The sequence below is a fragment of the Phenylobacterium sp. genome (genome assembly GCF_013822795.1).
Lineage (GTDB): Bacteria > Pseudomonadota > Alphaproteobacteria > Caulobacterales > Caulobacteraceae > Phenylobacterium.
The window spans coordinates 56,676-69,744 of sequence record NZ_PNLB01000018.1 but is presented as its reverse complement, the minus strand read 5'-3'; the positions used below and the strand labels follow the sequence as shown (position 1 = coordinate 69,744).

The window sequence follows — 13,069 nt, the reverse complement described above, 5'->3', positions numbered from 1 at the left end:
GTCGCGTCGACAAGTCGAATGGATTAACGAACGCTTCACAGTTCTGAAGCGTTCGCCGGTCTCTTACCGGGTCGGCACGGGCTTCTCGCCACGATAGTCATAGAAGCCGCGGCCGGCCTTGCGGCCCAGCCAACCGGCTTCGACGTACTTCACCAGCAGCGGGCAGGGGCGATACTTGGAATCGGCCAGGCCTTCGTAGAGCACGTTCATAATCGACAGCACGGTGTCGAGGCCGATGAAGTCGCCCAGTTCCAGCGGGCCCATCGGATGATTGGCGCCCAGCTTCAGCGCGGTGTCGATGGCGTCGACGGTGCCGACCCCTTCGTAGAGGGTGTAGATCGCCTCGTTGATCATCGGCACCAGGATCCGGTTGACGATGAAGGCCGGGAAGTCCTCGGCGTTGGCGGTGGTCTTGCCCAGCGACTTGGCGAAGTTGACGGCGTTTTCGTAGGTGGCCGCATCGGTCGCGATCCCGCGGATGATCTCCACGAGGTTCATCAGCGGCACCGGGTTCATGAAGTGCAGGCCGATGAAGCGCTCCGGCCGATCCGAGGCCGCGCCCAGGCGGGTGATCGAGATCGACGAGGTGTTCGACGCCAGGATGGTGTCCGGGCCGAGGTGCGGGGTCAGGGCCTTGAAGATGGTCTTCTTGACCTCTTCGTTCTCGGTGGCGGCCTCGATGGCCAGGTCGGTCTGGCCGATGGTCTGCAGTTCGGGGGCCGGCTTGATGCGGGCCATCGCCTCGTCCATGGCGTCCTGGGCGATCGCGCCCTTCACGACCTGGCGGCTCAGGTTCTTCTCGATCAGCGAGCGGCCGGCGATGATCCGGTCTTCGCTGACGTCGTGCAGCAGGACGTCGTATCCCGCCAGGGCGCAGACATGAGCGATGCCCGCTCCCATCTGACCTGCGCCGATAATGCCGACCGACTTAATCTGAACCATGCCGAAATAAGCCTCGAATGACCTGGGCGCACTCCCCTGCGCGCCCGTTTGCGACGGGTTTCTAACATGCGGAACGGCGCCCAAGCCAAGGCTTTTGCTGCGACGCAGCGTAGCCCTTTGGCAGATCAAGGATTCACGTCTGGCCCCGAGCCGCTTCGGCCGTCAGCCAGTCGCGCAATGCGTGTGTCCGGTCGAGTTTCGGGGTGTCCCCGCGCCCGTCGATCTGGTCGGCCCTCGAGGCGGGCGGGCATGAAAAAGGGGCGGTCCCTCGCGGGGCCGCCCCTTGATCGTTAGGTTCCTGGAACCTCGTCCGGTTTACTTGCCGGCCGCGGTCAGGGCGTCCATCAGTTCCGGCACCGCGGTCTTGTAGTCCGCGACCAGGCCGAAGTCGGCGACCTGGAAGATCGGCGCGTCGCCGTCCTTGTTGATTGCGACGATGACCTTGGAGTCCTTCATGCCGGCCAGGTGCTGGATCGCGCCCGAGATGCCGACGGCGATGTACAGTTCCGGGGCGACGACCTTGCCGGTCTGGCCGACCTGGTAGTCGTTCGGAGCATAGCCAGCGTCCACCGCGGCGCGCGATGCGCCGACCGCCGCGCCGAGCTTGTCGGCGAGCGGCTCGATGACCTTCTGGAACTCTTCGGCCGAACCCATGGCGCGACCGCCGGAGACGACGATCTTGGCGCCGGCCAGTTCCGGACGGGCCGACTTCACCAGCTGTTGGTCGACGAACTTCACCTTGGCCGAGACGGCGCCGGCGGGAACGGTTTCGACCGAGGCCGAGCCGCCTTCACCGGCCGCCTTGAAGGCGGTGGCGCGGACGGTGATGACCTTCTTGCCGTCCGACGACTGGACGGTTTCCAGCGCGTTGCCGGCGTAGATCGGGCGAACGAAGGTGTCGTTGCTGACCACTTCGACGATTTCCGAGATCTGCGCGACGTCCAGCTTCGCGGCGATGCGCGGGCTGAAGTTCTTGCCCTGCGAGGTGGCCGGGGTCAGCACCGCGTCGTAGCCGCCCATCAGCGGAACGACGGTGGCTTCGACGGCTTCGGCCAGGCCTTGGCCCAGCTCGTCGCTTTCGGCCAGCAGCACCTTGCGCACGCCGGCGACCTTAGCGGCGGCGTCAGCCGCGGCCTTGGCGTCCTTGCCGGCGACCAGCACGTCGACGTCGCCCGACAGGGCCAGCGCGGCGGTGATGGTCTTGTTGGTGGAGTCCTTCAGCGACGCGTTGTCGTGATCGGCGATGACGAGAACAGCCATTAGAGCACCCCCGCGGTCTTCAGGTTGGCGACCAGGTCGCCGGCGGTTTCAACCTTGATGCCGGCCGAGCGCTTGGCGGGCTCGGCGACCTTCAGGACCTTCAGGTGCGGCTTCAGGTCGACGCCCAGCGAGGCGGCTTCCTTGACGTCCAGCGGCTTCTTCTTCGCCTTCATGATGTTCGGCAGCGAAGCGTAGCGCGGCTCGTTCAGGCGCAGGTCCGCGGTGATGATGGCGGGCAGGCCGACCTCGATGGTCTGCAGGCCGCCGTCGACTTCGCGGGTCACCTTGGCGGTGTCGGCCGAGAGCTCGATCGCCGAGGCGAAGGTCGCCTGCGGCCAGTCGAGAATGGCGGCGAGCATCTGGCCGGTGGCGTTGTTGTCGCCGTCGATGGCCTGCTTGCCCATGATCACCACGTTCGGGTTCTCTTCGGCGATCGCCGCCTTGAGCACCTTGGCCACTTCCAGCGGCTCCAGGTCCTGGTCGGTCTGGATCAGCACGGCGCGGTCAGCGCCCATGGCCAGAGCCTGACGGAGGGTTTCCTGAGCTTGAGCCGGGCCGATGGAGACGACCACCACTTCGCTCGCGGTGCCCTTTTCCTTCAGGCGCACGGCCTCCTCGACTGCGATCTCGCAGAAGGGATTGATGGACATCTTCACATTGGCGAGGTCGACGCCCGATTGGTCGGACTTCACCCTGGCCTTGACGTTTGAATCGATCACCCGTTTGACCGGGACCAACACCTTCATGGGTCGCTAGCGCCTCAAATTGTTTTTGCGAAAAATTCGGTCGGATGCGGCATAACGGTTCCGCCGAGCATTGCAAGTCGGCGAGGGATCACAGTTCGCCGCAATTTCGGCGAACGAAGCCGCTAGCAGGCTCCCGAACCGAAGACTAGAAGCACGCCATGAACCGTACCATCGACCGGCTGAAGCTGATCTTTCTCGGCCTTTTCGTCGTCCTGAGCGCCGGGACCTTCGTCTATCACATCGGCTGGGTGTGGCCTGGCCAGAAGTGCGAGGAAGCCGGCGACTGGTGGGATTGGCGAAGCCGCACCTGCGCCAGCCCGATCCTGATCTCCGACATCACCGGCCGGGTGATCAAGGATGACAAGACCCGCGCCGCAGCCAAGGCCGACGCCGCCAAGGTCCGCGCTGAAAAGGCGCCGGAAGCGGTCGCCCCCAAGGTCGAGTCCAAACCCTAACGGGTCGCGCCGGAGCTCCAGAACACCTCGGCCGCGCCCCGGTCGTTGGCGTGCCTGGCGGCCACGAACAGGAAGTCCGACAGGCGGTTCAGGTACTTCATCGCCTCGGGCCCGACGGTCTCGCCCGCCTCGACCAGTGCGACGGCGATACGCTCGGCGCGCCGTGCGACCGTGCGCGCCAGGTGCAGATGCGCCGCGGCCGCGGTTCCGCCCGGCAGGATGAATGAGGCCAGCGGCGGCAGCTGCGCGTTCATCGTATCGATCTCGTGCTCCAGCCGGTCGATCTGCGACTGAACCATGCGCAGGGCGTGGGTCTCGCCGTCCTGCGGCGGTGTGGCCAGATCGGCGCCCAGGTCAAAGAGCTCGTTCTGCACCCGCGCCAGCATGGCGTCGAACTCGCCCTCGGTGTGCAGCCGCGCCAAGCCCAGACAGGCGTTGGCCTCGTCGACCGCGCCGTACGCCTCGACCCGCAGCGAGGACTTGGAGACCGGCTGGCCGGTCGCCAGCCGGGTGGTCCCGGCGTCGCCGGTGCGGGTGTAGATCTTGTTGAGCGTGACCAAGTCAGCCGCCGAACTTGGCGCGCCACCAGACCGCCAGCACCAGGATGGCGATGGCGAACGCCTGCAGCGCCACACGCAGCCGCATCAGCTTGTTCGAGTAGGAGCGGCCGAAATCGCCGCCGCGGAACAACGCATACAGCCCGATGAACAGGGTGAGGGTCACCGCCGCCAGGCTGATGGGGATCAGGTAGGTGAAGATGTTCATGCCGTGATCTTAGCCGAGATCGCGGCCGTCGGCCTATCGGTTCGCTGCCGCAGGTAGACGAAATCCGCTGGCGATCAGCCCGATGTGGCGGTCCATCACCTTGCTCATCGCCTCGGCGTCGGCGTCTTCCCAGGCGGCCAGCCGGTAGGTCCAGGCGTAGGAGGCCATCAGGGCGTCGACGACGACTTCCAGGTCGGCGGTCGGGTCAACATCGCCGCGAGTGATGCCGTCGGTGAGGCAGTCGCGGATCACCAACCGCAGGCGCTGATTGCGGCCGTAAGGGCGGCTGGAGGGGCTGAGCGTCCAGTTGTAGGCCGCAGCGATGTGGGCCAGGAACAGCCGCGTGCGCCGCGTCTCGAAGGCGTAGTGGATGGCGAAGATCGATTGCAGTCGATCCGGCGTCGATCCGCGCAGATGCGGCACCAGCCGGTCCAGCTCGGCGTAGAGCGCGTCCAGCCGATCGGCCATGACCTGGCTGAGGATGTCGCTCTTGGACGAAAAGGTCGTGAAAACGCTGCCGACCGACACCGACGCCAAACTGGCGATCTCGCGGACCGTGGTGGCGTCGAAGCCCTTGTTTTCAAACAGATCTCGGGCGGCGTCGAGCACGCGCTGACGCGTCGCCTCCTTTTGGGACTTACGTACGCTCAAATGTTCCCCCCAGCCTGCATGGCCGTGCAGGCGCCCCGGGCAAGTGCTTAGGGCGAATCCCGCTTCAGGAATGCGTGATGTGAGAAGATGCGACAACTCGCCGCGGAGCTAAAGCCTGGAAATACCCCAGGCATAGCAAGGGCGAGACCTGATCCTGCTGGAGCAGATCTCGCCCTGTTCAGTCTAGGCCGTCGTCAGCCGCGACGAGCGCCGGCCAGGATCACGCGGATCTGGTCTTTCGACTTGGCCTGCAGCGCCTCGAGGCTCCAGCCGCCGAAGATCGCTTCCTGGTAATTGGCCAGGTAGCAATCGAACAGCATCTGGCTGCGCAGCTTCACTTCGGCTTCCTGCGACAGCTCCCCGCGCTCGACGCCTTGCGTCAGCTGCTCGGTGAACAGTTCCTGCAGTTCCAGCACCGGCGGCAGGTTGCGCAGTTCCAGGCCCTGCTCAGGGATCCAGGAGATCCCGAAGGCGGCGCGGGCCAGCGGCAGGCGGGTCTTGTAGAAGGCGTAACCGGCGACGAACAGCTTCAGCAGCGTGTCGTCGACGCCGCGGCCGCGCGAGGCGCCGTCGCGCATCGCTTCGACCAGGGCCTCCATGTCGGCGACCATGATCTCGCGGAACAGGTCCGACTTGTCGGTGAAGTTGGCGAACACCGCGCCGGTCGACATGCCAGCCTCGGCGGCGATGTCGCGGATGGTCGCGCCTTCATAGCCGGCTTCCGAGAACAGGCGGCGGGCGGCGGCCAGCACCTTGGCGCGGGTCTGCTGCTTGGCGAGCGCGCGGCGGGTCGGAACGCGGACCTGGGTCTCGCCGGCGACTTCGATGTTGCTGGAAACGTGTTTCATCGGGCGATCCTCGCCGTAGCCAGCGCCATCGGCTGTTCGAACTCTACGCAATACTCTTTCACTACCTTGGTGATCCGCTCTGCGCCTTGCAGCGCGAGGCGCAGTCCCGTCTGGGCCGCGTCGCGCAGCTCGGCGACGAGCTGGCTCGGGTTTTCTACGGCTAGGTCGCCGCCCGGGGGGGAGCGGACGGCGGTGACGCAGGTCGTCATGACCACTGATTCCTCTTAGCCCTTCAGCTCGGCGGGTCCAAGTGATGGGTTTGGTTGAACTCGTTCAACGAACTTGTTTCGCAATATGCGTGCGCAGGCAGCATGTAACGTGGCAGGCAGGGCTTTGCCGTGTGGCGCAGCGTCGCAGACCGGCGTTTTGCTGTGAAATCCGAAGGGGCTGTGTCGGGCGCCCGCCAGTCCAAAAAACCGGGACTCGCTGAGCGCGCTCGTAAAACGTCGTGTGGCGAGCGAGTTTCTCGCTCCGCGTATGGCCGGTGTGCGGCAGGGTGCACACCCAAGACGTACGGCGGGGCCCAATCCTCACCCCCTACCGGCGATATTTCGGAAGGCGACGACCCGCCGTTTTCAGGTCGAATTGGACTTCTGTCCAAGGCGAGCGGCAGTAACAGCCGCGGGTTCGGCAGGGTGAGACTGACGATCAGGGAGCGCGCGAGCGGTCTTCAAGAAATCGTGTAGTCGAGCCGCCCGCGAGTATTGGCATGTCGTCCGCCAAAATATCAGCGCTATCAGTTCGCGCCGTCCAGCAGCCGCCGCGCGATGACCTGGGCCTGGATCTCGCCGGCGCCCTCGAAAATGTTGAGGATCCGGGCGTCGGCCAGGACGCGGCTGACCGGTTGCTCGGTGGCGAAGCCGGTCCCGCCGTGAATCTGGACGGCGTTGTCGGCGCAGGCCCAGGCGATCCGTGCGGCGACCAGCTTGGCCATGCCAGCCTCCAGGTCGCAGCGGCGGCCCTCGTCCTTGGCCCGTGCGGCGAACCAGGTCAGCCGCCGCGCGCCGACCAACTCGGCCGCCATCATCGCCAGCTTGTTGGCCACCCGCGGGAAGTCGGAGATCGGCCGCCCGAACTGCTTGCGCGCGATCGCATAGTCGACGGCCAGATCGAGCGCCGACTGCGCCACCCCGATGGCGCGGGCGGCGGTCTGGATGCGGGCGCTCTCGAAGGTCGCCATCAGCTGCACGAAGCCCTGGCCCTCCTGACCGCCCAGCAGCCGGTCGTGCGGCACCGAAAAGCCGTCGAAGGCGATTTCGTACTCCTTCATGCCGCGATAGCCGATCACCCCGATCTCGCCGCCGCTCATGCCTGGGGCGGGGAAGGGATCGCTGACCGTGCCGCGCGGCTTGGCGGCCAGGAACATCGACAGGCCGCGGTGGTCCTTCGACGCCGGATCGGTGCGGACCAGCAGCGTCATCAGGTCGGCGCGCGCCGCATGGGTGATCCAAGTCTTGGCGCCGGTGACTTCCCAGGCCTCGCCCGACCGCACCGCGCGCGTGCGCAGCGAGCCGAGGTCGGAGCCGGCCTCCGGCTCGGTGAAGACCGCCGTGGGAATGATCTCGCCGCTGGTGATGGCCGGCAGCAGCTCTTGCTTCTGGCTGTCGGTGCCGTGCGCCAGGATCAGTTCGGCGGCGATCTCCGAGCGGGTGCCGAGCGAGCCGGTTCCGATCCAGCCGCGCGACAGCGCTTCGGACACCACGCACATGGCGACCTTGCCCAGGCCCGAGCCGCCGAACTCCTCCGGCGCGGTGAGGCCAAACACGCCCAGCGCCGCCAGCTCGTCGATCAGCGGTAGCGGAATCAGTTCGTCGCGCAGATGCCAGCCATGGGCGAACGGGACGATCTTCTCCTCGGCGAAGGCGTGGAACTGGTCGCGGACATGTTCCAGGGTCTCGTCCAGGCCGCTGGCCTCCAGCGACGGGCGGCCGTGGGCGGCCTCCAGCAGCTCGACGATGCGGTTCTTCACCGGCTGCGTCGCGCCCGGCGCCAGGCTGGCGATCACCGGCGCCAGCCGCCCCGCGTCCAGGCCGAGGTCGGCGGGGCGGAAGGTTTCGCCCTGGTTCATCGGCAAGCCGCCGGCCAGCTGGCTCAGATACTCGAACGCCAGCAACTGGGCGGGCAGGCCCTCAGCCTCGCCGAGCCGTCCTTCGCCCTCAAGGGCGGCGGCCCAGGCGGCCGTCTGGCGCAGGGTCTCGGCGTAGGCGGCGGCCCAGGCCAGGCCGTGGGCGACGTGCTGTTCGCGGTCCAAAGCGTCGCGATCCAGCCGCCCGTCGCGGGCCACACGGGCCGCCACCGCCCGGCGGGCCTCGGCGACATAGGTTTCGGCGGCGTCGGCGGCGTCGGCCAGCAGGCCGGTAAGGTTCGCAAGCATCATGGCGGCCCGACTATAGGGCAAGCTTGCCGCACGTCATCGGTGACGCTACGCCAAGTGAAAAGCGGAGGAAGCGCCATGATCGTCGTCCATCACCTCAACGACTCGCGCTCGCAGCGCATCCTGTGGCTGCTGGAGGAGCTGGGGCTCCCCTACGAGATCAAGGCCTACCAGCGCGACGCGGCCACCCGGCTGGCGCCGCCGGAGCTGACCGCCGTGCATCCGCTGGGCAAGTCGCCGGTGGTGACCGAGGAGGGCGCCACGATCGCGGAATCCGGCGCCATCATCGACTACGTGCTGCGCCACCACGCGGCGGGCCGCCTGGCCCCGCCGGTCGGCACGCCAGACCACGAGGCCCATCAGCAGTGGCTGCACTACGCTGAGGGCTCGGCCATGCTGCCGCTGATGCTCAACATGTACGTCGCCCGTCTGGGCGAGGCCGGCGCGCCGCTGCATCCGCGCATCCAAGGCGAGATGGCCAACCATCTCAGCTATGTCGACCGCGCGCTCGAGGGCCGCGACTACCTGATGGGCAAGGACCTGACCGCCGCCGACATCCAGATGAGCTTCGTCGGCGAGGTGGCCGGCGCTTTCGGCCAGTTCGCGACCTATCCGAACATCGCCGCCTGGGTGCGGCGCTTCCAGGATCGTCCGGCCTACCGCAAGGCGCTGGGCAAGGGCGGCCCCTACAACCTTGGTCCCAAGGACTAACGCGCCCAGGGATCGTCCAGCACGCCGTCGATGAAGTCGAAGACGGCGGCCTTGGTCAGGGCGTGCGGGATGGCGGAGAAGTGGTCGCAGCCGGGGATCACCACTCCGCGCCCGTCGCCGAACGCTTGGGCCAGCAGCTCGGGGGCGCCGTTGGTCTCGCGCTGACCCGCCACGACCAGCACCGGCATCGGCAGGGTCGCAAAGCCTTCGGTGTCCAGCGGCGGGTTCTCGGCCTGGACGAAGGCGGCCAGGGCGCGGCGGTCCTCGCCCTGCTCGTCGGCGAACTGGCGGAAGCTCTTGAGGAACGGCTCGGTGATGGTCTCCGGATCGTCGGCCAGCATGGCCTGGGCCATCACGTCGCCGCGCGCCGAGGGCCGCTCCGTCAGCATCTTGTCGCCGACCCCGCCGAGGATCAGGTTCGAGAACCGGTGCGGCGCGGCCACGGCCGCCGCCGCGGCGACCCGCGCGCCCATCGAGTAGCCGAACAGGTCGACCCGATTGACGCCGAGGTGGTCCATCAGCTCGACCACGTCGCGGGCCAGGTTTTCGCGTAAATAAGCGGTCGGCTCATAGGCCTTGCCGCTCTGACCATGGCCGCGCTGATCGAGCGCGATCACCCGGAAGCGGCGACGCTCCAACGCCGCATACCAGCCGGTCCGCTTCCAGCCTTCGTTGCGGTTCGAGGTGAAGCCGTGAACCAGCAGGATCGCCCGCTCGTAGTCGGCGGGAGCCTGGTCGTCATAGGCGAGGGTGAAGCCGTCGCTGGTCGTGAAATCCATGTTCGCAAAGGGCTCGAATTGAATGCGTCGTCAAAATAACGGCGCTCAACAGAACCCCCGGCGGACCGGAAGGCAAGTCCTCGTCAGCTGCGCCAGCGCAGGGTCGCGGCCTCGACGGGATTCTCGAACGGGCGGCCGGCCTTGCGGCTGGCGGTCCATTCGCGCTTCAGCTGCTGGTACCACTTGGCTTGGCGGTCGGCGTCGTCGATCCACAGCAGCGAGGGATCGTAGCGCAGTCCCTCGTTCTGCAGGTTCACCATGTCGCCGTCCTGGCGCAGGAACGCGCGCGCCCCGGCGGCGATGAACGGCTTGAGCACCAGGAAGGCGGGGTGGTCGGACCAGACGATCTGGGTGATCCGGGTCTTGGTTTCGTGGATCGGCGTCAGGCAGGTCAGCGACAGCACCTGGCGCTGGCCGACGGTCACGTGCTCCCAGCGCAGGCCGGGGATGCGGAAGGTGATCTCGGTCAGCGGCTCGCCGCCGAGGATCGCATAGGCGCGGCTGTTCTTGCTGGGCTCGTGACGGACCATGGCGAAGCCCTGCTCGCGCGGCTCGAACTTCTTGGCCTTCTCGTGCTGGCTCTTGGCCGAACGCCACCACCATTGCTGGTGCACATAGGGGCCGTGGGCCGGGTCCATCAGCCCGACGACCGCGTGGTCGATGTGCGCATCGAAATCCATGCGGTCGACCAGCTTGGGCCCGCCGCCGACCACGCCGGGAAACACGGGCGGCGGCTCGCTCGGCTCGCCGGTGAAGCGCGGATCGGAGCTGATCCAGACGAACACCAGGCCCTGGCTCTCGGCGGCCGGATAGTTGCGCACCCGGATGCGGCTGACGTCCATCGCCTGGTCGTCGACCAGCGACGGGATCGCCGCGCAGGCGCCGTCGGTCTTGAACCGCCAGCCGTGATAGGGGCACTCGACGCTCTCAGCGCCGTCAGCCTCGCGGGTCAGCTTGCCGGCCGACAGCGGCGCGGCGCGGTGCGGACAGATGTCCTTGAGCGCATAGACCTTCCCGGCGCGGTCGCGACCCAGCAGGATCGGCTCGCCGAGGATCTCAAAGCGTTGCAGCTTTCCGGCCTTCAGGTCGCCCGAGAGGGCGGCGAAGTACCAGATGTCGTGCAGGAAGCCGCGACCGAACTTGGTGTCGGCGGTGGGTGTGGTTTTGGCGTCGCCGTCGGGCATGAGCCCCTTCTAGCGCGTCATGCGAGCCGCAGGAACCTGGCCGAGTGGGCGCCCATGTGGAGAGCTGCGCCGTCCAGGCTCGCCTCCCCCGGACCGGGGAGCAATATCTCTGCGCCGGCCAGGCGTTCGTCGCCGAACACGGCCGGCGCCGCGCCCATGTTGAACACGCAGGCGATCTGCTGGTCCCCCGCGCGGCGGATGAAGACCAGGAGCGGCTCGGGCGCGCTGACCATTTCCAAGTCGCCGGTCACCAGGGCCGGCGTGTCGCGGCGCAGGGCCAGCAGGGCGCGGGAGAAGGCGAGGGTCGAATCGCTCACCGCCTCCTGGCTCGCCGCCGACAGCCCGGCGTGCTCGACGGCCAGCGGCAGCCAGGGCTTGCCGGAAGAGAACCCCATGTGGAGCCCCTCGGTCCACGGCATCGGCGTGCGTGAGCCGTCGCGGCCCTTGGCGATCGGCCAGTAGAGGTCGCCGACCGGATCGCGGATCTCCTCACGGGTCAGGCTCTGGGCCTCGGGCAGGCCGAGCTCCTCGCCCTGATAGAGCAGCACCGTGCCCTTCAGCGTCAGCAGCAGGGCCAGCATCAGCCGGGCGACGGCCTCGCCGCCGCCGAAGCGCGTGGCGGTGCGCGGAATGTCGTGGTTGCAGAACGAGATGCACGGCCAGTGGCCGGGGAACCGGTCCAGCGTGTCGTAGTGGTCGCGGAAGATGTCCGGCGACAGCCGCCGAGCGTGCAGCAGCACGAAGGTGTAGGCCGAATGCAGCCCCTCGTCGGGCGTGCAGTAGGCTCCGCAGCGCTCCTCCTCCTCTGAGAACTCTCCGAACACGAAGCGCTCGTCGAAGGCGTCGACCCGCCGGCGGATCTCGTCCAGCAGCGGCACGTTCTCCGGCAGGTTGGAGTCGTGCAGGTGGCGCTGCATCTCGCTGGCGTGCGCCCAGTGATGGCGGGTGCGCTGCTCGGCCGGCACCGCCGGATTGTCGGTCAGGGTGTCGTCGTGCAGGAAGGTCCCGGCGACGTCGAGCCGGAAGCCGTCGATCCCTTTTTCCAGCCAGAACTCCAGCACCCGCAGGGCGGCGGCCTTGGCCTCGGGATGACGCCAGTTCAGCTTCGGCTGCTGGCGCAGGAACTTGTGGTGATAGTGCTGGCGCCTCGCCGGCTGGTAGGCCCAGGCCGGGCCGCCGAACACCGACAGCCAGTTGTTGGGCGCCGTGCCGTCGCGGGCCGGATCGGCCCAGACGTACCAATCGGCCTTGGGGCCCTCAGCGCCGCCGTCGCGGCTCTCGGCGAACCACGGATGCTCGTCGGAGGTGTGCGACAGCACCTCGTCCAGCAGGACCTTCAGGCCGCGCCGGTGAGCGGCGTCGATCAGCGCCTGCAGGTCGTCCATGGTCCCGTAGTCGGGCTGGACGCCTTCATAATCAGAAATGTCGTAGCCCCAGTCGCGGTTGGGCGAGGGGTGGACGGGCGAGAGCCAGATGGCGTCGACGCCGAGGCTCTCGATGTAGTCCAGTTTGGCGAGGACCCCGGCCAGGTCGCCGTGGCCGTCGCCGTCGGAGTCGAAGAAGCTCCGCACATAGATGTGGTAGACGACCGCGCCCTTCCACCAGGGCGCGGCCGACAACACCTTACGCCTCGCTGGCGCTGTGGATGATCTTCGAGACCAGGCCGTACTCGACGGCGGCTTCGGCGCTCATCCAGAAGTTCCGCTGGGTGTCCTTGACGATCTTTTCGTAGGGATGCCCGGTTTCCTTGGCGATCATGCGGTTGACGCGCTCGCGCATCTTCACGATCTCCTCGGCCTCGATCTGGATGTCGCTGGCCTGACCGCGCACGCCGCCCATCGGCTGGTGCAGCAGGAAGCGGGTGTTGGGCAGGCAGAGGCGGTTTTCCTTGGTCGCGCCCAGGAAGATGTGCGCGCCGGCCGAGGCCACCCAGCCGGTGCCGATCACCTTCACCTGCGGACCGCAGTAGCGGATCATGTCGTGGATGGTGTCGCCGCTCTCGACGTGGCCGCCGGGCGAGTTGATCACCACCTTGATCGGCTTGTCGCTTTCGGCCGACAGGGCCAGCAGCTGGGCGGTGACCCGCTCGGCCAGGCGCATGTCGATCTCGCCGAACACCAGCACGGTGCGCGACTTGTAGAGCGCGTTCTGCACAGGCCCGGCCGTCATCGGCATGTCGGGCTTGCGGGCGCCGTCTTCGCTGTCGTCGTCTTCGTCCAGGCGCCAGTTACGCATATGGGGTCTCCAATTCGGTTAGTCCGGAACGTGCGATGCGCAGCGGCGCTTCGCAAGAGCCGGAAGGCCGCGCAAGAGCGGATATTGCGCGGGCAAGGTGTCTCTAGGCGGTTTGTCTG

Annotated in this window: 15 protein-coding genes; 2 read left to right on the top strand and 13 right to left on the bottom strand. The window is 67.5% G+C overall.

Translation table 11 applies throughout. The features are described 5' to 3' along the window. Positions 1–63 precede the first annotated feature (63 nt). The 3 genes from C0481_RS16265 to C0481_RS16255 form a co-directional block, all read right to left on the bottom strand. The gene (locus C0481_RS16265) at positions 64–942 is read right to left on the bottom strand and encodes a 3-hydroxybutyryl-CoA dehydrogenase (protein WP_293405683.1); all 879 of its coding nucleotides are present in this window, start codon (positions 940–942) and stop codon (positions 64–66) included. 315 nt (positions 943–1,257) lie between these two features. Continuing rightward, a complete protein-coding gene (locus C0481_RS16260) occupies positions 1,258–2,202 on the bottom strand; it encodes an electron transfer flavoprotein subunit alpha/FixB family protein (protein ID WP_293405681.1) in 945 nt (314 codons plus the stop codon). Beyond that, positions 2,202–2,948, bottom strand: a complete 747-nt coding sequence (locus C0481_RS16255) for an electron transfer flavoprotein subunit beta/FixA family protein (RefSeq protein WP_267233061.1) — start codon at positions 2,946–2,948, stop codon at positions 2,202–2,204. The genes C0481_RS16260 and C0481_RS16255 overlap by 1 nt, the downstream gene beginning before the upstream one ends. A 158-nt stretch (positions 2,949–3,106) precedes the next feature. On the opposite strand from C0481_RS16255, the gene C0481_RS16250 reads away from it, so the two are divergent. Continuing rightward, on the top strand, positions 3,107–3,403 hold the full coding sequence (locus C0481_RS16250; protein WP_293405676.1) for a hypothetical protein: 297 nt from the start codon (positions 3,107–3,109) through the stop codon (positions 3,401–3,403). On the opposite strand, the gene C0481_RS16245 is transcribed toward C0481_RS16250, so the two are convergent. The 6 genes from C0481_RS16245 to C0481_RS16220 all read right to left on the bottom strand — a co-directional run bounded on the left by C0481_RS16245 (position 3,400) and on the right by C0481_RS16220 (position 8,044). Beyond that, positions 3,400–3,963, bottom strand: coding sequence for a cob(I)yrinic acid a,c-diamide adenosyltransferase (locus C0481_RS16245; protein ID WP_293405674.1), 564 nt, complete (start codon positions 3,961–3,963; stop codon positions 3,400–3,402). The genes C0481_RS16250 and C0481_RS16245 overlap by 4 nt on opposite strands. Before the next feature lies 1 nt (position 3,964). Next, positions 3,965–4,168: a twin transmembrane helix small protein gene (locus C0481_RS16240; RefSeq protein WP_293405672.1), complete on the bottom strand. Its 204-nt coding sequence runs from the start codon at positions 4,166–4,168 to the stop codon at positions 3,965–3,967. A 33-nt stretch (positions 4,169–4,201) separates the two neighbouring features. After that, on the bottom strand, positions 4,202–4,819 hold the full coding sequence (locus tag C0481_RS16235; protein WP_293405670.1) for a TetR/AcrR family transcriptional regulator: 618 nt from the start codon (positions 4,817–4,819) through the stop codon (positions 4,202–4,204). A gap of 194 nt (positions 4,820–5,013) precedes the next feature. Further along, positions 5,014–5,667 (bottom strand): TetR/AcrR family transcriptional regulator, encoded by a 654-nt coding sequence (locus tag C0481_RS16230; protein WP_293405668.1) that lies wholly within the window; start codon positions 5,665–5,667, stop codon positions 5,014–5,016. Next, positions 5,664–5,876 carry a hypothetical protein gene (locus tag C0481_RS16225; RefSeq protein WP_293405666.1) on the bottom strand — a complete coding sequence of 71 codons (213 nt, stop codon included), beginning with the start codon at positions 5,874–5,876 and terminating at the stop codon, positions 5,664–5,666. Before C0481_RS16225 ends, C0481_RS16230 begins: the two co-directional genes overlap by 4 nt. 527 nt (positions 5,877–6,403) lie before the next feature. Then, on the bottom strand, positions 6,404–8,044 hold the full coding sequence (locus tag C0481_RS16220; RefSeq protein ID WP_293405664.1) for an acyl-CoA dehydrogenase family protein: 1,641 nt from the start codon (positions 8,042–8,044) through the stop codon (positions 6,404–6,406). A gap of 75 nt (positions 8,045–8,119) precedes the next feature. On the opposite strand from C0481_RS16220, the gene C0481_RS16215 reads away from it, so the two are divergent. Continuing rightward, positions 8,120–8,752, top strand: coding sequence for a glutathione S-transferase (locus C0481_RS16215; protein ID WP_293405662.1), 633 nt, complete (start codon positions 8,120–8,122; stop codon positions 8,750–8,752). On the opposite strand, the gene C0481_RS16210 is transcribed toward C0481_RS16215, so the two are convergent. From C0481_RS16210 to C0481_RS16195, 4 genes are all read right to left on the bottom strand, one after another. Further along, complete coding sequence (locus C0481_RS16210) at positions 8,749–9,531, bottom strand: alpha/beta fold hydrolase (RefSeq protein WP_293405660.1); 783 nt, start codon at positions 9,529–9,531, stop codon at positions 8,749–8,751. The two genes, C0481_RS16215 and C0481_RS16210, sit on opposite strands and share 4 nt — an antisense overlap. 83 nt (positions 9,532–9,614) lie before the next feature. Beyond that, complete coding sequence (locus tag C0481_RS16205) at positions 9,615–10,715, bottom strand: aromatic ring-hydroxylating dioxygenase subunit alpha (protein WP_293405658.1); 1,101 nt, start codon at positions 10,713–10,715, stop codon at positions 9,615–9,617. Between the two features lie 17 nt (positions 10,716–10,732). Beyond that, positions 10,733–12,337, bottom strand: coding sequence for an alpha-amylase family glycosyl hydrolase (locus C0481_RS16200; RefSeq protein ID WP_293405656.1), 1,605 nt, complete (start codon positions 12,335–12,337; stop codon positions 10,733–10,735). A 1-nt stretch (position 12,338) separates the two neighbouring features. Further along, complete coding sequence (locus C0481_RS16195) at positions 12,339–12,950, bottom strand: ATP-dependent Clp protease proteolytic subunit (RefSeq protein ID WP_293405653.1); 612 nt, start codon at positions 12,948–12,950, stop codon at positions 12,339–12,341. Positions 12,951–13,069: the final 119 nt, after the last annotated feature.